The sequence below is a fragment of the Ensifer sp. ENS03 genome (assembly GCF_014852035.1).
Lineage (GTDB): Bacteria > Pseudomonadota > Alphaproteobacteria > Rhizobiales > Rhizobiaceae > Ensifer > Ensifer adhaerens.
The window spans coordinates 446,392-463,678 of the sequence record NZ_JACVAV010000001.1; the positions used below are offsets into that span (position 1 = coordinate 446,392).

At 62.7% G+C, this 17,287-nt stretch carries 15 protein-coding genes and 1 tRNA gene; 12 read left to right on the forward strand and 4 right to left on the reverse strand.

The window, feature by feature from the left end; all coding sequences use genetic code 11:
* Positions 1-181: 181 nt before the first annotated feature.
* Positions 182-853, forward strand: coding sequence for a VOC family protein (locus IB263_RS02240; protein ID WP_192437491.1), 672 nt, complete (start codon positions 182-184; stop codon positions 851-853).
* Positions 854-933: 80 nt separating this feature from the next.
* Here IB263_RS02240 and IB263_RS02245 read toward each other — a convergent pair.
* Both IB263_RS02245 and IB263_RS02250 read right to left on the reverse strand, forming a co-directional pair.
* Positions 934-1,009, reverse strand: a tRNA-Thr gene (locus IB263_RS02245).
* 76 nt (positions 1,010-1,085) lie between these two features.
* Entirely contained in the window at positions 1,086-2,096 is a 1,011-nt protein-coding gene (locus IB263_RS02250) for a nitronate monooxygenase family protein (RefSeq protein WP_060607147.1), read from the reverse strand.
* Positions 2,097-2,439: 343 nt separating this feature from the next.
* On the opposite strand from IB263_RS02250, the gene IB263_RS02255 reads away from it, so the two are divergent.
* Complete coding sequence (locus tag IB263_RS02255; protein WP_112770589.1) at positions 2,440-3,666, forward strand: biotin transporter BioY; 1,227 nt, start codon at positions 2,440-2,442, stop codon at positions 3,664-3,666.
* Between the two features lie 85 nt (positions 3,667-3,751).
* Here IB263_RS02255 and ppk2 read toward each other — a convergent pair whose 3' ends face one another.
* Positions 3,752-4,648 (reverse strand): polyphosphate kinase 2, encoded by an 897-nt coding sequence (gene ppk2 / locus IB263_RS02260; protein WP_192438002.1) that lies wholly within the window; start codon positions 4,646-4,648, stop codon positions 3,752-3,754.
* A gap of 232 nt (positions 4,649-4,880) precedes the next feature.
* Here ppk2 and phoR point away from each other — a divergent pair, with 232 nt between their 5' ends.
* The 7 genes from phoR (at position 4,881) to phoB (ending at position 12,753) form a co-directional block, all read left to right on the forward strand.
* On the forward strand, positions 4,881-6,146 hold the full coding sequence (phoR, locus tag IB263_RS02265; RefSeq protein ID WP_034797603.1) for a phosphate regulon sensor histidine kinase PhoR: 1,266 nt from the start codon (positions 4,881-4,883) through the stop codon (positions 6,144-6,146).
* 195 nt (positions 6,147-6,341) lie between these two features.
* Positions 6,342-7,376, forward strand: coding sequence for a substrate-binding domain-containing protein (locus tag IB263_RS02270; RefSeq protein WP_034797176.1), 1,035 nt, complete (start codon positions 6,342-6,344; stop codon positions 7,374-7,376).
* Positions 7,377-7,470: 94 nt separating this feature from the next.
* On the forward strand, positions 7,471-8,955 hold the full coding sequence (pstC, locus tag IB263_RS02275; RefSeq protein WP_034797175.1) for a phosphate ABC transporter permease subunit PstC: 1,485 nt from the start codon (positions 7,471-7,473) through the stop codon (positions 8,953-8,955).
* Positions 8,952-10,274, forward strand: a complete 1,323-nt coding sequence (gene pstA / locus IB263_RS02280) for a phosphate ABC transporter permease PstA (protein ID WP_034797174.1) — start codon at positions 8,952-8,954, stop codon at positions 10,272-10,274. Before pstC ends, pstA begins: the two co-directional genes overlap by 4 nt.
* Before the next feature lie 13 nt (positions 10,275-10,287).
* Positions 10,288-11,103: a phosphate ABC transporter ATP-binding protein PstB gene (pstB, locus tag IB263_RS02285; RefSeq protein WP_034797173.1), complete on the forward strand. Its 816-nt coding sequence runs from the start codon at positions 10,288-10,290 to the stop codon at positions 11,101-11,103.
* 50 nt (positions 11,104-11,153) lie between these two features.
* The gene (gene phoU, locus IB263_RS02290) at positions 11,154-11,867 is read left to right on the forward strand and encodes a phosphate signaling complex protein PhoU (RefSeq protein WP_089043230.1); all 714 of its coding nucleotides are present in this window, start codon (positions 11,154-11,156) and stop codon (positions 11,865-11,867) included.
* A gap of 202 nt (positions 11,868-12,069) precedes the next feature.
* The gene (gene phoB, locus IB263_RS02295) at positions 12,070-12,753 is read left to right on the forward strand and encodes a phosphate regulon transcriptional regulator PhoB (protein WP_034797168.1); all 684 of its coding nucleotides are present in this window, start codon (positions 12,070-12,072) and stop codon (positions 12,751-12,753) included.
* A 69-nt stretch (positions 12,754-12,822) separates the two neighbouring features.
* Here the strand turns inward: phoB and IB263_RS02300 are convergent, their stop codons facing one another.
* The gene (locus IB263_RS02300; protein ID WP_034797167.1) at positions 12,823-13,344 is read right to left on the reverse strand and encodes a GcrA family cell cycle regulator; all 522 of its coding nucleotides are present in this window, start codon (positions 13,342-13,344) and stop codon (positions 12,823-12,825) included.
* 421 nt (positions 13,345-13,765) lie between these two features.
* Between IB263_RS02300 and IB263_RS02305 the strand changes: the two genes are divergently transcribed.
* From IB263_RS02305 to IB263_RS02315, 3 genes are all read left to right on the forward strand, one after another.
* The gene (locus tag IB263_RS02305) at positions 13,766-14,965 is read left to right on the forward strand and encodes an aspartate aminotransferase family protein (protein WP_034797165.1); all 1,200 of its coding nucleotides are present in this window, start codon (positions 13,766-13,768) and stop codon (positions 14,963-14,965) included.
* A 104-nt stretch (positions 14,966-15,069) separates the two neighbouring features.
* Positions 15,070-15,987 (forward strand): ornithine carbamoyltransferase, encoded by a 918-nt coding sequence (argF, locus tag IB263_RS02310; protein WP_034797163.1) that lies wholly within the window; start codon positions 15,070-15,072, stop codon positions 15,985-15,987.
* Positions 15,988-16,285: 298 nt separating this feature from the next.
* Complete coding sequence (locus IB263_RS02315) at positions 16,286-17,275, forward strand: Hsp33 family molecular chaperone (RefSeq protein WP_034797161.1); 990 nt, start codon at positions 16,286-16,288, stop codon at positions 17,273-17,275.
* Positions 17,276-17,287 lie beyond the last annotated feature (12 nt).

Sequence of the window (17,287 nt, forward strand, 5' to 3'; positions counted from 1 at the left end):
GTCGGGGAGGCCGTACCCCGATCAGGCTCGGCCTGTCTGTTTGGGCCCGTTGTGGTGAGGTTCGAAACAGAAAATCCGGCTTTCCGTGGTCCAGGATAGGGAAGCGTCTTGACCTCAACTTAAGTTGAGGTCTTATGAACTTGTCCGATAGAGCCAATTGCCATGTGACGGATCGGACTTCATGCACATCTCCAGATTAATTCTGCCGGCATCGGACGTCGCCAATAGTGCTGCCTTCTTTCGCGATGTCCTCGAACTGCCGACGGCCGGGAACTCCATCCAGGTGGGCTGGAGCGAAATCCAGCTGATCGCGGCCGCTGAGGGAGCGCCACACGGCGTGCACCTGGCCTTCAACGTCCCCTTTGCGCGTTTTGACATGGCCGTCGCTTGGTTGGAGGGGCGGACATTGCTCCAAAAGGAGCCGGGTGGAGAAGCGTGCTTTGCCCTTGAAGGAGATTGGCAATCAAGGTCGATCTACTTCGACGGCCCCGACAATGCCGTGCTCGAATTGATCGGCCGCCGCAGGCTGATCCATCCTGCGGACAAGCGACCGTTCAGCGGCGCTGACCTGTCCTGCCTGAGCGAGGTCGGCGTTCCCTCCGATGATGTCGAGGGCATGGTGGCCGAGGCGGCCTGGACGTTCGGTGTCGGAACGGTCGGGCCAGCCTCGTCCAGCTTTGCCGCGATCGGCAATGATGAAGGCATGCTGATTGCCGTCGACCCGAACCGGCCGTGGTTTCCGCAAAAGCGCCAACGACCGGGCGCCAATGGACTGGAGATATGGGTGAACGACGTGAAGTCACCTGGAACCGTGTCTGATGCCCAGCACGGCTGGAAAGTCCGAGCGAGATAGGGCAATCTCGGCGATCGTTTGTCCGACGACAGAGTGGTACTTTCGCCGTTGGCGATCGTGCTTTTCTTTTCAAGGAGGAATGGTGCCGCTTACGTGACTCGAACACGTGACCCCATCATTACGAATGATGTGCTCTACCGACTGAGCTAAAGCGGCCCGGAGGCAGTTCCGCGGAAGCCCGCGGAACGAATGTGAGGCGCTGATAAACGCAAAGCGCCGAGATTTCAAGCCATCAGTTGCGAGAACTTGAAAATTCCTTGTTGGCTGTCGCTGCGGGTGCGGAGTGCAGGCCGAGGCGGGTGCGCGCTACATCGTATTCGCGCTCGAGCCGGTCGACCATGCGGGCGACGGATGTCACTTCCTTGACCGCGCCGATGCCTTGGCCGCATCCCCAGATGTCCTTCCAGGCCTTGGCGCCGTCGGTCGCAGCGCCGAAGTCCATTTTCGACGGGTCGGCCTCGGGCAGATTGTCCGGATCCATGCCGGCGGCCGAGATCGAGGGCTTCAGGTAGTTGCCGTGGATGCCGGTGAAATAATTGGAGTAGACGATGTCTGCGGCGTTGCTGTCGACGATCATCTGCTTGTAGGCGTCGCTGGCGCGCGCCTCTTCCGTCGCGATGAAGGGTGAGCCGATATAGGCCATGTCGGCGCCCATCGCCTGGGCCGCCAGAATGGCGCCGCCGGTAGCGATCGCGCCCGAGAGAAGCAGCGGCCCGTCGAACCAGGAGCGGATTTCCTGGACAAGCGCAAACGGGGAAAGCGTGCCAGCATGGCCGCCGGCGCCGGCGGCCACCGCGATCAGGCCGTCGGCGCCCTTGCGGATTGCCGAATTGGCGTGACGGTTGTTGATGACGTCGTGAAGCACGATGCCGCCATAAGAATGGATGGCGGCATTAACCTCGGGCACGGCGCCGAGCGAGGAGATGACGACCGGCACCTTATATTTGATGCAGAGCATCAGATCCTGCTCGAGCCGCGCATTGGATTTGTGCACGATCTGGTTGACGGCAAAGGGAGCGGCCCGCCGGCCGGGATTCTTGGCGTCGTGGTCGGCAAGCGTCTCGGTGATCTCGGCCAGCCATTCGTCGAGCTGCGATTGCGGGCGGGCGTTCAGCGCCGGGAAGGCGCCGATCACGCCAGCCTTGCACTGCGCGATCGTCAGCTTCGGGTTGGAAATGATGAACAGGGGCGCGCCGACAACCGGCAGTCTCGTCGTTCCGGAAAGAATTGGCGGAAGCGGCATCGGTTTCTCCATCCCTCGGTAAGGCGCGCCAAATTTTTGACGTTTGCGTAAACGTCAAAACAGATAGCAGCAAGTTTGCCGCTTGCAAAGGGGGCGGTTTGGCCGTGATGTCGCCGCCTCTTTTTCTCGCAGGCGCGGCGAAGCAAAGCGTTTTCCCCGGCCTTGGCCGGTCGCGCCCGTCGCCGGACTTGCGGATTCTGGCAGCAGCGGTTACGCAATTGTTAACAAAACCAACGGCGTGCCTCCAGATTTAACCCTTATGCCCTTGCGGTTGGATCGAGAGCGGTGGTCAACCGCGGCGCGCCGGCAGGTCCAAAGCCCTGCCTACACAGAAGGACTTGATGTGAGCGGACTTGAGACTGCAATCAGAAATGCCCTTGAGCGCTCCGATCGCGCCAATGCGGAAACGCGGGCGCGCATCTATCAATCTGCCCGTCAGGCGCTCGAAACCGGGTTGCAGAAACAGGGGATCGAGGACGGCAACGTCATCGCCCAGCAGCGCCATCGGCTCGAAGCCGTCATCCATGCGATCGAAACGGAAGAGAGAGCGGCACTGAGGACGCGACAACCGGCACCTCCGGTGGTCAGCCTCGATGATGCCGCGCGGGCGCGCGGGCCGGCACAGCCACGGGTCGAGCCGCAAGTCCGGTCACCGACGCAGGCCCAACCCCAACCTCAAGCCCAGACTCCGCCCCAGAGCCAGCCACAGGCCCCGGCGGCCGGTCGTCGGGAACCCGGTTTTGCCGGCGACGCGCCGCGCCAGGCGGCGAGCGATGGCGGTCTCGGTGGTCTGCGTGCCGATCGCGACGGTCCGGTGGTATCGACGCGTGCAGCCGCCGAGAGCACGGCGGATGCTGGCGAAGCTGCGAGCATCGCGCCCACGGTCCGCGGAGATACGCGCAAACGCCGGCGCAAGCGCAGCCGCTTTCTGTCCTTCACCATGGTCGTCGTCACGCTTGCCGCCGCAGCAGGGGCCGCGGCCTGGTGGGTGCAGACCAATGACCTGCTGAAATCTGCCGCCGAGCGCGACACGAATGTTGCCAATCCCCCGGCATCGGTCGCGTCGGAAGACTTCGATGGCGCGGCGGGATTGCGGACACTCGGCGCGCAGCAGGGCTTTACCGGCGATTGGGTCGAGGTCTTCACGCCCAAGGAAACCGGCGCGATCGCGCCCGGAGCGCAGGCAAAGGTCGAGCCGGTGGACGACGAAGGCGGGCGACGCGTGCAGCTGACATCGGCGGTCGCCGACGCGGAAGGGGATATCACCATCGAAATCCCGGCCGCGGTCCTGGCGGAACTCTCCGGCAAGACGTCGACGCTGGCGTTGACCGTGCAGGCCGAGCCGGGCAAGACCACGGAGTTCGCGGTCGAGTGCAATTTCTCCTCGCTCGGCGAATGCGGGCGCCATCGCTTCACCGTGCATGACGAGCGGCTCGACATGCTGTTCAAGATCACCTTCGACCGTAGCCTGGCGCCGAGCTCGCCGGGCCAGATCGTGATCAACAGCGATATCAGCGGTGAGGGCAAGAGCCTCAGCCTCTACGCCATCCGCGTCCTACCGGGGCAATAAGGCCGGTCGCCAAGGCTTTCCGAGGTGGGGCGGCGGGAAAACCTGTCGGCCCCATCGGCGTCATCGGTTTTGACAGGGCCGGCGTCTATTTCAGGAAACCGGGGCCGGATCCGATGATCTTGTCATCGACCTCGCCGATCGCGCCCTTGTCCTTACTCTCGTAATCGAGCGAGGAAAGGATGTGGCGGATCAGGTTGAGCCGGGCTCGCCGCTTGTCGTTGCCGCGTACCACCGTCCAGGGTGCATGATCCGTGTGGGTCTCCTTCAGCATCTCGTCGCGCTTGGCGGTATAATCGTCCCATTTGTTGAGCGCCGCGATGTCCATCGGCGACAGCTTCCAGATCTTCAGTGGGTCGTGGCGGCGATCGTGGAAGCGTTTCAGCTGCATCTCGCGGCCGATGTTGATCCAGAATTTGAAGAACTGGATGCCCTCATGCACGATCATCTTCTCGAAGCGGGGAGCCTGCTTCAGGAACTGCTTGTGCTCTTCGGGCGTGCAGAAGCCCATGACCGGTTCGACGCCGGCGCGGTTGTACCAGGAGCGGTCGAACAGCACGAATTCGCCGGCCGTCGGCATGGTCGCGACATAACGTTGGAAGTACCATTGCCCGCGTTCGGTTTCGGTCGGTTTGGTCAGAGCGACGACACGCGCCCAGCGAGGGTTGAGGTTGTCCATAGTCGCATGGATCGCACCGCCCTTGCCGGCGGCGTCCCGGCCCTCGAACAACGCCATCATGCGCTTGCCGGTCTTCTGCTGCCAGAGCTGAACCTTGACCAGTTCGACCTGCAGCTTTTCCAGCGTTTCCAGATATTCGTCGTCGTCGAGCTTCTTCTTGTAGGGGTAGTCGTCGGAGGAAAATGCCGCGTCGTCGATCCACTTCGGCAACTCGGGATTGTCGATGTCGAAAACGCGACTCTTGCCGCCGATTTCGAGTTCCACCGCGCGGTTCTCCGCCTTGTCCGCCGTATCCGTCGCTGCCATCGGTTCGCCCTTTCGGCTTGGCGCACGGGCCCGAAAACCGGCTTCGATCATCGGAAGGATCATGCGCGTTTTCAAACTTTCGGGCCTGCGCCTGTCATCGGATATACAAGGCGCTCGCGACCCGATTTCGTTGGAGGAGGCCATAATTGCGTTGCGGATTCAAGCCGGTCGTGAAAATCATGTCATGAAGGATCGCTATTCCTCGACCATTTTGGTCCGGGAGGAAAAGAAAGTGATTCATGAGGATGTCGAGGTGGACGGTTCGAAGGCGTTCTGGCGGAACCTGGTTCCGCGGCTGAAAGCAGAGCGCTGGCTGCTGGGGCTCACCGTGCTCCTGGCGATCCTTGCGACCGTCGCGGGTATTCATTTCCTCATTGTCCTGCCCTTCTGGATCGTTCTCGTCGCCGCGTTGCTCAACCGTAGCGCGCCAACCTCGGTTATTCTGAGCCCGGCCAAGGCGGTGGTCGCTGCCGGCCCGGCGAGCGACCCGCTGGTGCCCGCGCTGAACGCGCTCGACATGCCGGTTCTGGTGATTGCCGCCGACGAGACGGTGGTGTTCCAGAACATCGCTGCCGAGAAGGCCTTTGGCACCATCCCGCCAAACACCTATCTTGCAGCAAGGGTGCGTTCGCCCGGCATCCTCGACATGGTCCGCGAGACGATGGCGACCGGCAAGGCGAACCAGATCGAGCATAACGAGCAGTTGCCGTCCGACGCCGTTTATGTGGTGCGGGTCGCTCCGGCTGAAATTCCGGGCGACGGGCCGGTCAAGCGGATCTTCCTGTTGACCTATCGCGACATCTCTCAGGCGCGCCGCATCGACCGCATGCGCTCGGACTTCGTCGCCAATGCCAGCCACGAGCTGCGCACGCCGCTGGCATCCTTGCGCGGCTTCATCGAGACGCTCCAGGGTCCGGCGCGCAACGATCTGAAGGCGCAGGAAAAGTTCTTCGGCATCATGCACGAGCAGGCGACGCGCATGAGCCGGCTTGTCGACGATCTGCTGTCGCTGTCGCGGCTGGAGTTGCGCTCGCATATCGCCCCCGATGACCCTGTCGATCTGGCGCCGCTGCTCGGGCATGTCCGCGACAGCCTGCTGCCGCTGGCGAAGGATCTGGATGTCACCGTCTCGCTCGTGGTGCCGGACAAGCCCGTGGTCGTCCGCGGCGAACGCGACGAACTCATCGAGGTCTTCGAGAACCTGATCGAGAATGCGTGCAAGTACGGCCAGGAAGGCAAGAAGGTGGACGTAATCCTGCATGGCGGCGAGGGAGGCGAGGCCGAAGTCGTCGTGAAGGACTATGGCCCGGGCATTCCGGCCGAGCATGTGCCGCGCATCACCGAGCGGTTTTACCGGGTCAATGTCGAGGCCAGCCGCTCGAAGAAGGGCACCGGCCTGGGCCTTGCCATCGCCAAGCACATTCTCACGCGGCATCGTGCCCGGCTCCTCATCCATTCAGAGGTCGGCAAAGGCACGACCTTTACGGTCCGCTTCTGACATATTGGCGCGGGAAAACCCGGGGGTGTTCATTTTTCATTAGCATTTTCAATGACATGAGCTGTCATAAATGTTTCGTCGAACTGACATAAAAGGTGTGGCCATCGGCAGCTAGTTAGGGGCAGCCGATAAGACGGCGAAGAGCGCTGCAACGCTTGGCGCACACCAACACAAGCCCATTCCGGGAGAACTTTTATGAAAGCTCTTAAACTCACTGTCGCGGCGCTGGTCGCTTCGGCCGCATTTGCCGGCGCAGCCGCCGCTCGCGATCAGGTTCAGGTCGCTGGCTCCTCGACCGTTCTTCCCTACGCCAAAATCGTCGCCGAGACGTTCGGCGAGACGTTCCCCGACTTCAAGACCCCGGTGGTCGAATCCGGCGGCTCCTCCGCTGGCCTGAAGGAATTCTGCAAGGGCGTCGGCCCTGATACCATCGACATCGCCAACTCCTCGCGCAAGATCAAGGACAGCGAAGTCGAGGCCTGCAAGGCCGCTGGCGTCACCGAAATCCAGGAAGTGAAGATCGGTTATGACGGCATCGTCTTTGCGACCGACGCCGGCAATGCCGACCTCGCCCTGAAGCCGGAAGACCTCTACAAGGCGCTCGCTGCTGAAGTCGTCGTCGACGGCAAGATCGTCGCCAACCCCTACAAGAAGTGGTCCGAAGTCAACGCCGCCCTGCCGGCCGTCGAAATCGCCGCTTACATCCCGGGCGAAAAGCACGGCACCCGCGAAGTCTTCGAAGAGAAGATCCTCGCTGCAGGCTGCAAGAACGCTGGCGCCGTTGACGTGATCAAGGCTGCCGTTGCCGATGAAAAGCAGCAGCACAGCAAGTGCGTCGCAGTCCGCAAGGACGGCCTGGCTGTCGACATCGACGGCGACTACACCGAAACGCTCGCCCGTATCGCTGCCAACAAGAACGGCATCGGCGTGTTCGGCCTGTCGTTCTACGAAAACAATGCCGACAAGCTGAAGGTCGCGACCGTCAACGGCATCGTACCGTCGACCGAAACGATCGCTTCCGGCGAGTACCCGGTTTCCCGCCCGCTGTACTTCTACGTCAAGAAGGCACATCTCGGCGTTATCCCGGGCCTCAAGGAATATGTTGAGTTCTTCCTCGACGACCAGATGATCGGCCCGGAAAGCCCGCTCGCCGAATACGGCCTCGTTGCCGCTCCGGACGCTGAGCGCGAAGAAATCCGCAAGGCTTTCTCTGCCGGCAACATGCTCTGATAATGACAAGCCCCGGCGCGATGTCTTCGCGCCGGGGCATGCCTTCATTCGATTTGCCGGCACCCATGACGGGCGATGCCGGGGAGACGTGCGGATGAGTACTTCGCTCCTTCTTTTGCTCATTATTGTTATTGGTTTCATTGCTTATTTTGCAGGCCGCGCCCGTTCGCTGGCGCAGTCCGGCGGCAAGCTCTCCAACCTGCATTCACTGCCGGGCTATCACGGTAGCTACGTCGCCATCTGGGCGATGCTTCCGGCCGCACTCGTTCTCGGCACCTGGCTGTTCGCCGCTCCCGTGTATATCGACGGAAGCACGCGCGCGGCCTTGCCGGATACCGTCCAGAGCCAGGGCCCTGCCGCCGTGCAGCTCGCGCTCGGTCAGGTCAAATCCGTTGCCGGTGGCCTTCTGCGCCTGAGCGGCGAGGAACTCGCAGCCCTTGAGAGCGGCTCCGCCAATCTTCGCGCGACGCTCGCGTCCAAGGGCGTTGCCCTTGCTGGCGAAGGCGATCCCTACATGGTCACCGTCGCCAAGCACTTCAACGCGATGACCGCGACCAACCGCTGGCTGATGACGGTCGCCGTTCTGCTGATCGCGATTGCCGGCGGCGTCTACGCCATCCGCAACGTCGCGACCCGCTTCCGCGCCCGCAACCAGGTCGAGCGGGTCATTCTCGGCTCGCTGATCGTCGCGTCCTCCATCGCCATCCTGACGACGGTCGGCATCGTCGCCTCGATGCTGTCGGAAGCCGGACGCTTCTTCACCATGGTCTCGCCGTTCGAGTTCTTCTTCGGCACGGTATGGGATCCGCGGTTTGCCGCTGCCGGCAGCGGCGGCGCTTCGGGCCAGTTCGGCCTCATCCCGCTTCTTGCCGGCACGCTCTACATCGCCTTCGTCGCCATGCTGTTTGCGGTGCCGATCGGCCTCTTCGCGGCGATCTACATGGCGGAATATGCAAGCCCGCGCCTGCGTTCGACCGCAAAGCCGCTGCTCGAAGTGCTCGCCGGCATCCCGACCATCGTCTACGGTTTCTTTGCGCTGGTGACCGTTGGCCCGTTCTTGCGTGACATCTCCGCCCAGATGAACGGTCTCATGACCGGCAACTACCAGAACTTCATCCAGGCACAGAGCGTTCTGACGGCGGGCATCGTCATGGGCATCATGCTGATCCCATTCGTGTCGTCGCTGTCGGACGACATCATCACCCAGGTGCCGCGGGCACTTCGTGACGGCTCGCTCGGCCTTGGCGCCACCCGCTCGGAGACGGTCAAGAAGGTCATCCTTCCGGCAGCCCTCCCGGGAATCGTCGGCGCGCTGCTGCTCACCGCCTCGCGCGCCGTCGGCGAGACCATGATCGTGGTGCTGGCAGCCGGTGTGGCGGCCCGCATGCAGATCAATCCCTTCGAGCCGATGACGACGGTGACCGTTAAGATCGTCAACCAGCTGACTGGTGACCTCGAGTTCACCTCGCCGCAGACGCTGGTGGCCTTCGCACTGGGCATCACGCTCTTCGTCATCACGCTCGGCCTCAACATTTACGCGCTCTACATCGTGCGCAAATACCGGGAACAGTACGAATGACCGACATCGCTTCCCCGACCGTCCGGATCTCCGCCCGTCCCGCATCCGCCAAGCGCGATATCGGCATCAAGCGTCGCTATGCTGCCGAACGCCGGTTCCGCTTCTACGGCATGGCCGCGATCAGCACCGGTCTCTTCTTCCTGGCATTGCTGCTGTGGACCGTCTTTTCCAACGGCTACACCGCATTCCAGCAGACGACGATTACGCTGCCGATCGAATTCACCGAAAAGGTCATCGACCCCAAAGGCGAACGCGCGACCGACGGCAAGGTGCTGATGACCGCCAACTATCCGCTGTTGGTGCGCGACGCGCTCGTCAAGCAGCTCGGCATCGACGCCACCAAGCGGCCGCAGGTCAAGCAGGCGACCGACATGGTTTCCGCGAGCTCCCGCACGCTATTGCGCGACATGGTCGCCGCCGACCCGTCGATCATCGGCAAGACGGTTCCTGTCACGCTGCTGGCCGAGGCCAACATCGACTCCGCCTTCAAGGGCCAGATCGATCTCTCGGTCGATGAGGGCAAGCGCAAGGTCAAGGACCAGCAGGTCACCTGGATGAACGAGCTGGCGAGCGCCGGCATCCTGAAGAAGAGCTTCAACACCGGCATCTTCACCTTCGGCGCCTCCAGCCGTCCCGAAGCGGCAGGCGTCGGCGTCGCTGCCCTCGGCTCGCTCTACATGATGCTGATCGTGCTGGTGCTGTCGCTTCCGATCGGCGTCGCCGCCTCGATCTACCTCGAGGAGTTTGCGCCGAAGAACCGGCTGACCGACCTGATCGAGGTCAACATCAACAACCTCGCGGCCGTTCCGTCGATCGTCTACGGCCTCCTGGGTCTCGCCGTCTTCATCAACTTCGCCGGCATGCCGCGCTCGGCAGCCGTCGTCGGCGGCTTCGTGCTGACGTTGATGACCCTGCCGACGATCATCATCGCCACCCGTGCCGCGTTGAAGGCGGTCCCGCCGTCGATCCGCTCGGCGGCCCTCGGTCTCGGTGCGTCGAAGATGCAGACCATCTTCCACCACGTGCTGCCGCTGGCGATGCCGGGCATCCTGACCGGCACCATCATCGGTCTTGCCCACGCGCTTGGTGAAACCGCGCCGCTGCTCCTGATCGGCATGGTCGCCTTCGTCGTCGATTTTCCCGGTTCGCCGATGGAACCGTCGACGGCACTGCCGGTGCAGATCTACATGTGGGCCAACGAGGCGGAGCGCGCCTTCGTCGAGCGCACCTCCGGCGCAATCATCATTCTTCTCATCTTCCTGGTCGTCATGAACCTTGGAGCCATTCTGTTGCGACGTCGCTTTGAGCGCCGCTGGTAGTGAGGTAATTACTATGAACATCATGTCAGAAGCAGCAGTCGAGAAGGCTCTGGATCAGAAAATGAACACCGTGCCCTACAAGATGATCGGCAAGGATGTGTCGGTCTATTACGGCGAGAAGCGTGCGCTTTTCGACGTCAACCTCAACATCCGCGAGAACACGGTCACGGCGCTGATCGGTCCTTCGGGTTGCGGCAAGTCGACCTTCCTGCGCACGCTGAACCGCATGAACGACACGATCGAGAACTGCCGCGTCACCGGCAAGATCACGCTCGACGAGGACGACATCTACGACCCGACGATCGACGTCGTCGAGCTTCGCGCCCGCGTCGGCATGGTCTTCCAGAAGCCGAACCCGTTCCCGAAGTCGATCTACGACAACGTCGCCTACGGTCCGCGGATTCACGGACTTGCCCGCACCAAGGCCGACTTTGACGAAGTGGTCGAGACCAGCCTGCAGAAGGCCGGTCTGTGGAACGAGGTAAAGGACCGTCTGCAGGAGCCCGGCACCGGCCTTTCCGGTGGTCAGCAGCAGCGCCTCTGCATCGCACGTGCCGTCGCCGTGAGCCCGGAAGTCATCCTCATGGACGAGCCGTGCTCGGCTCTCGATCCGATCGCGACCGCCAAGGTCGAAGAGCTCATCCACGAGCTGCGCACGAACTTCACGATCGTCATCGTGACCCACTCGATGCAGCAGGCCGCCCGCGTTTCGCAGCGCACCGCCATGTTCCACCTCGGCAATCTCGTCGAGGAGAACGACACAGACAAGATGTTCACCAATCCGGATGACCAGCGCACCCAGGATTACATCATGGGCCGCTTCGGCTGAGGCCGCATAAGGCTGCAACAGTAACTGCAAAGCGCCCGTAAGGATCGACGATCATGTCCATGCATATCATGTCCGCCTATGACGAAGAACTGAAGTACCTGACGCGCCGCATCTCGGAGATGGGCGGCCTCGCCGAACAGATGGTCGCCGAGTCCGTTCGCGCGCTGGTCAACTCCGACCTGGCTCTCGCACAGAAGGTGATCTCGGACGACACCGTCCTCGACGACGCCGAGCGCCAGATCGGTGAGAAGGCGATCGTCACGATCGCCAAGCGTCAGCCGGTCGCCGCCGACCTGCGTGAGATCATGGGGTCGATCCGCATCGCCTCCGATCTGGAACGCGTCGGCGACCTTGGCAAGAACACCGCCAAGCGCGTGATCGCGGTCGCCGGCTCCGGCATTCCGCGCAAGCTCGCCCGTGGCCTCGAGCATCTGGCAGAGCTCGCTCTCGTCCAGCTCAAGGAAGTGCTCGACGTCTACGCCTCGCGCTCGCCGGAAAAGGCCAACAGCATCCGCGAGCGTGACGAGGAGATCGACGCGATCTACACCTCGCTGTTCCGCGAGCTCTTGACCTACATGATGGAAGATCCGCGCAACATCACGCCCTGCACGCATCTTCTGTTCTGCGCCAAGAACATCGAGCGCATCGGCGACCACGCGACCAATATCGCTGAGACGATCTATTACATGGCGACGGGTGCTCAGCCGGAAGGCGAGCGTCCGAAGGATGACACCACGTCGACGCTGGGCTCGGTCAACGACTGAGCGCCAAGCGCGCCGTAAGCATGCATGCCCTTTGAAATCTGATCCGGTCGCGGCTTCGGTCGCGGCCCCGAATTCCTGTATCTGAAGCATGCGGTTTTCGCCCCGCCTTTGAAAACGGCGGATGTGCTCCAGATTTAGAGTGTCTGAGCGCCGGCCGGGCCGATGAGTCCAAAGGCCGCCCGCGGTAAGGAGACGTTACCTGATGTTGCCAAAAATCGCCGTAGTCGAAGACGAAGAGGCGCTGAGCGTTCTGCTGCGTTACAATCTGGAAGCCGAGGGCTTCGACGTCGATACGATCCTGCGGGGCGACGAGGCGGAGATCCGGCTTCAGGAGCGGCTGCCCGACCTGCTTATCCTCGACTGGATGCTGCCCGGTGTTTCCGGCATTGAACTTTGCCGTCGGCTGCGCCAGCGTCCGGAGACCGAACGTCTGCCGATCATCATGCTGACGGCGCGCGGCGAGGAAAGCGAGCGCGTCCGGGGTCTGGCGACCGGTGCCGACGACTACGTGGTCAAGCCCTTCTCGACGCCGGAGCTGATGGCGCGCGTCAAGGCGATGCTGCGCCGGGCAAAGCCCGAGGTGCTCTCGACGCTGCTTCGCTGCGGCGACATCGAACTCGACCGCGAGACCCACCGCGTTCATCGCCGCAGCCGCGAGGTGCGCCTCGGCCCGACCGAGTTCCGTCTTCTGGAGTTCCTCATGTCCTCGCCGGGCCGCGTCTTCTCTCGCTCGCAGCTTCTGGATGGCGTCTGGGGGCATGACATCTATGTCGACGAGCGAACCGTCGACGTGCATGTCGGTCGTCTGCGCAAGGCTCTGAACTTCTCGAACATGCCCGACGTGATCCGCACCGTTCGCGGCGCCGGCTATTCGCTCGAAAGCTGAGCGGTCTGAACGTCGCCAACAAAAAAAGGGGCCGATCGGCCCCTTCCTTTATCAATGCGGTCCAGCTTCTTAGCGAGCCCTGCGGCGCTCCCCCGACGGCTGGTAGGCCAGCCGCGCATGAAAGGTGCAGTAAGGCGAGGCTTCCGGGGAATCGTTGCCGCAGAAGTGAAACTCTTCCTTCAGCGGGTCGCCGATCGGCCACTTGCAGGTGCGCTCGGTGAGCTGGGTCAGCTCGAGGCGGCGCGACATCGGCACGACAACGTCGGTGCGGGTGCTGAAATCCTGCTCGGCAACGAGATCGACTTCGATTTCTTCCTTGAGAACGACAGCGCCGGCCGCGCGTGCAACCGGGCGGGTCGAAACGCGCGAAGCGTAGTTCGGCGCGCGCGGTGCCGAAGTCGGGCGCTTCGGACGGGCCGCCGTCGTGGTGCTGCCACCGGCCTTGGCGCGACCTGGCAGGCTCAGGCGGTGAACCTTGCCGATGACAGCGTTACGGCTGACGCCGCCGAGCTGTGCCGCGATCTGGCTTGCGCTCAGGCCCTCGGACCAAAGCTTCTTCAGTTTCTCCACCCGCTCGTCAGTCCAGTTCATTTCTGCACTCTCCGTTCTCAGCGTTGGGGATGGCAGAATCCCTCACCGCACCCCGGCTAAACCCCGGGGTTGCAAACGCGATAACTCTTTTGGTGACTAGGTCCGCCGCATGCGTCTAGTAATTGAATGTTAACGTACTGACCGCTGGACTCTGTGGCAAGAGTCCCGGGAATCAGGCCGAATCGATTTCGTAGTTTTCCCCAACTTGCTCGGCCAGCGTTGCATTTTTGCAAGCCCTCCCGGACGATTTTTCTGCTGCCAGGAATCGACCCTTCATGTTGCGCTGCAAGGCTTGGTTTTGTTGACATTGCAGCGCGAAATGGGAATAGTGCCTGCGCCGCCGAAAGGCGGCATTTTTGATTTTTATCGGCCCGCGTGAGGCGCGGGATCGATGTCGATCTGGAGTGAAGGAGAGCCTCGCATGACTGCAACCACGCCGCTTTACGATACCTACATGCGCGCGCCGTTGCGTTTCGAGCGAGGAGAGGGCGCCTGGCTGATCGCTGAAGACGGCACGCGTTATCTCGATTTCGGTGCCGGCGTTGCCGTGAACTCGCTCGGCCACGCGCACCCGCACCTGGTCGAAGCGCTGAAGGCGCAGGCCGACAAGGTCTGGCACCTGTCCAACCTTTATGAAATTGCGGGCCAGGAAAGCCTCGGCCGCCGGCTGACGGCGGTGACCTTTGCCGACAAGGTCTTCTTCACCAATTCGGGCGCGGAAGCGCTGGAATGCGCCATCAAGACGGCACGGCGTTACCACTTCTCCAAGGGCCACCCGGAGAAGTTCCACGTCATCACCTTCGAAGGCGCCTTCCACGGCCGCACGATCGCGACGATCGCCGCCGGTGGTCAGCAGAAATACATCGAAGGTTTCGGGCCGAAGGCGCCGGGCTTCTACCAGGTTCCGTTCGGCGACATCGCCGCGGTCAAGAATGCGATCACCGAGGAAACCGCAGCGATCCTGATCGAGCCGATCCAGGGCGAGGGCGGCATCCGTCCGGCGACCAAGGAGTTCATGCAGGAACTGCGCGCGCTCTGCGACGAGTTCGGCCTGCTCTTGATCCTCGACGAGGTCCAGACCGGCGTCGGCCGTACCGGCAAGCTGTTTGCCCATGAATGGGCGGATATCCGTCCGGATATCATGGCGGTCGCCAAGGGTATCGGCGGTGGCTTCCCGTTCGGCGCCTGCCTCGCGACTGAGGAAGCCGCATCTGGTATGGTGGCGGGCACGCATGGCTCCACATATGGCGGCAACCCGCTGGCCATGGCCGTCGGCAACGCCGTGCTCGACGTCGTTCTGGCCGACGGATTCCTGACGCATGTGCGCGATGTCGCGCTGGTCTTCCGCCAGGGCCTTGCGTCGCTCAAGGACCGTTTCCCTGATGTCATCGAGGACATCCGCGGCGACGGTTTGATGCTGGGCATCAAGGTGAAGGGCCCTTCGGCCGATCTGCTGAAGGAAATCCGCGCCGAAAAGCTCCTGGCCGTGCCGGCGGGCGAAAATGTCCTGCGTCTTCTGCCGCCGCTGACCGTGACGGCGGAAGAGGCGCGCGAGGGGCTCGCACGTATCGAACGCGCCGCCGAGGCGGTTCGCAAGGCAAGCGGCAACGCCGCGGCCTGAAGGTAGCGACCCAGGGCCGACTAAGGCGTTAGAATGACCTCCGTGCGGGCACGTCGATAGCGTGCCGCACCAGGGACCGATTTTTCAGACAGGAACCGAGTACGATGGCAGGCACCAGACATTTTCTCGATCTTTCGGCCATGACGGCCGCCGACCTCCGGACGATCATCGACGATGCGCGCGTCCGAAAGGCGGCGACCAAGGCCGGAACTGCCGAGAAGCCGCTCGCCGGCAAGATGCTGGCGATGATCTTCGAAAAGCCCTCCACCCGCACCCGCGTTTCCTTCGATGTCGGCATGCGCCAGCTCGGCGGCGAAACCCTGTTTCTGTCGGGCACCGAAATGCAGCTCGGCCGCGCCGAGACGATCGGCGACACGGCCAAGGTGCTCTCGCGTTACGTCGACGCCATCATGATCCGCACCACCGACCATCGCCGCCTTCTGGAACTGGCCGAGCATGCGACGGTCCCCGTCATCAACGGCCTGACCGACGATACGCACCCCTGCCAGATCATGGCCGATATCCTGACCTTCGAGGAGCATCGCGGTCCGGTAAAGGGCAAGACGATTGCCTGGACCGGCGACGGCAATAACGTGCTGCATTCGCTGATCGAAGGTTCTGCCCGCTTCGGATACCGCATGAACATGGCCGTGCCGCTCGGTTCCGAGCCGCAGGACAAGTTCCTGAACTGGGCGCGCAACAATGGCGGCGAGGTCCTTTTGTGTCATGACGCCGAACAGGCCGTCGCCGACGCCAATTGCGTCGTGACCGACACCTGGATCTCGATGAACCAGGAACATCGCGCCCGCGGGCACAACGTCTTCCAGCCCTACCAGGTCAATGAAGCGCTGATGAAGCGTGCGGCCTCCGATGCGCTGTTCATGCACTGCTTGCCGGCGCACCGCGGCGAAGAGGTCACCGACGAGGTGATCGACGGCCCGCAGTCGGTGGTCTTCGACGAGGCGGAAAACCGGCTGCACGCACAGAAGTCGGTCATTGCCTGGTGCATGGGGCTCGTCTGAGCCGGCTGCCCGGTCGCGCGCGACGGCGAAGAGGCTTCAGTGCGCTCCGCCGAGCGTGCGCCATATAGGGGCGTGTTCACCGCACTTGACATTGTCCACGTGCGACACGATTTAGGCGGCATACGGGCGCTCCTGAAAGTAGTGAGCGCGCAACCGTCGAGGTGGTGCGTTGCTATGGCGGCGGCACATACCTGGTGGACAATCCGTTTATCGCGGGATCAACTGAGACAGCGAGCACGTTGCGCGGGGATAGCAATATCTCTGGTGCAGCTTGGTGGCTGAAGGCAAGGAGCAAGACATGACTGACATGACGCCAGGGCTTGGTGAGTTCGACTTTGCCGGTGACGATCACGTCGTGCCTTTCCAGGTGGAAGGCCTCGACGTGCGCGGCCGCGCCGTGCAGCTCGGCCCCATGCTGGACGCAATCCTCGAGCGCCACAACTATCCGCTTCCGGTCGCGCGTCTGGTTGCTGAAACCGTTGTACTCACCGTGTTGCTCGGGACCTCGCTGAAGTTTGAAGGCAAGCTGATCGTCCAGACTCAGGGCGATGGCCCTGTCGATCTGGTGGTCGCTGATTTCTCGACGCCGGATCGCGTGCGCGCCTATGCCCGCTACGATCAGGAAGCGCTTGCCGCTGCCGAAAAGGACGGCCGGACCCTTTCGCACGAGCTGCTCGGAAAGGGCGTGCTCGCCTTCACCATCGACCAGGGCGCCCATACCCAGCGTTACCAGGGGATCGTTGCGCTCGACGGAGCGACGCTGGAAGAAATCGCCGGCGTCTATTTCCGACAGTCGGAGCAGATCCCGACCAAGGTGCGCCTTGGCGTGGCCGAGCTTCTCGATCGCGACGAAAACGGCAAGCCGCGCCATCGCTGGCGCGCCGGCGGCATGGTCGCCCAGTTCCTGCCGGAAGCGCCGGAACGCATGCGCCAGCCCGACCTTTCCGGCGGTGATGGTGATGATGGTGAAAGCGCGTTCGGTGACGACGATCTCTGGGCCGAAGCCAAGGTGATGGTCGAAACGATCGACATGGACGAGTTGACCGATCCGATGGTCGGAACCGAGCGGCTGCTCTATCGCCTGTTCCACGAGCGCGGCGTCCGCGTCTACGAACCGCAGGCGGTCTACGACCGCTGCAGCTGCTCGCGCGAGAAGCTTCAGTCGGTGTTGTCCAACCTGAGCACGGACGACCTCGAAAGCACCATCGACGATGGCGAAGTCAAGGTGACCTGCGAGTTCTGCTCGACGACCTATCGCTTCGAAGCAAGCGAGGTGCGCCCGCAGTAGCGGGCGCCTCCG

Bases quoted from the DNA above. Each gene is read 5' to 3' on its own strand.
- pstA (WP_034797174.1), top strand. From the start codon at position 8,952: ATGACCGACATCGCTTCCCCGACCGTCCGGATCTCCGCCCGTCCCGCA.
- IB263_RS02240 (WP_192437491.1), top strand. From the start codon at position 182: ATGCACATCTCCAGATTAATTCTGCCGGCATCGGACGTCGCCAATAGT.
- IB263_RS02315 (WP_034797161.1), top strand. From the start codon at position 16,286: ATGACTGACATGACGCCAGGGCTTGGTGAGTTCGACTTTGCCGGTGAC.
- IB263_RS02270 (WP_034797176.1), top strand. From the start codon at position 6,342: ATGAAAGCTCTTAAACTCACTGTCGCGGCGCTGGTCGCTTCGGCCGCA.
- IB263_RS02300 (WP_034797167.1), bottom strand. From the start codon at position 13,344: ATGAACTGGACTGACGAGCGGGTGGAGAAACTGAAGAAGCTTTGGTCC.
- phoB (WP_034797168.1), top strand. From the start codon at position 12,070: ATGTTGCCAAAAATCGCCGTAGTCGAAGACGAAGAGGCGCTGAGCGTT.
- argF (WP_034797163.1), top strand. From the start codon at position 15,070: ATGGCAGGCACCAGACATTTTCTCGATCTTTCGGCCATGACGGCCGCC.
- pstB (WP_034797173.1), top strand. From the start codon at position 10,288: ATGAACATCATGTCAGAAGCAGCAGTCGAGAAGGCTCTGGATCAGAAA.
- IB263_RS02305 (WP_034797165.1), top strand. From the start codon at position 13,766: ATGACTGCAACCACGCCGCTTTACGATACCTACATGCGCGCGCCGTTG.
- pstC (WP_034797175.1), top strand. From the start codon at position 7,471: ATGAGTACTTCGCTCCTTCTTTTGCTCATTATTGTTATTGGTTTCATT.
- ppk2 (WP_192438002.1), bottom strand. From the start codon at position 4,648: ATGGCAGCGACGGATACGGCGGACAAGGCGGAGAACCGCGCGGTGGAA.
- IB263_RS02250 (WP_060607147.1), bottom strand. From the start codon at position 2,096: ATGCCGCTTCCGCCAATTCTTTCCGGAACGACGAGACTGCCGGTTGTC.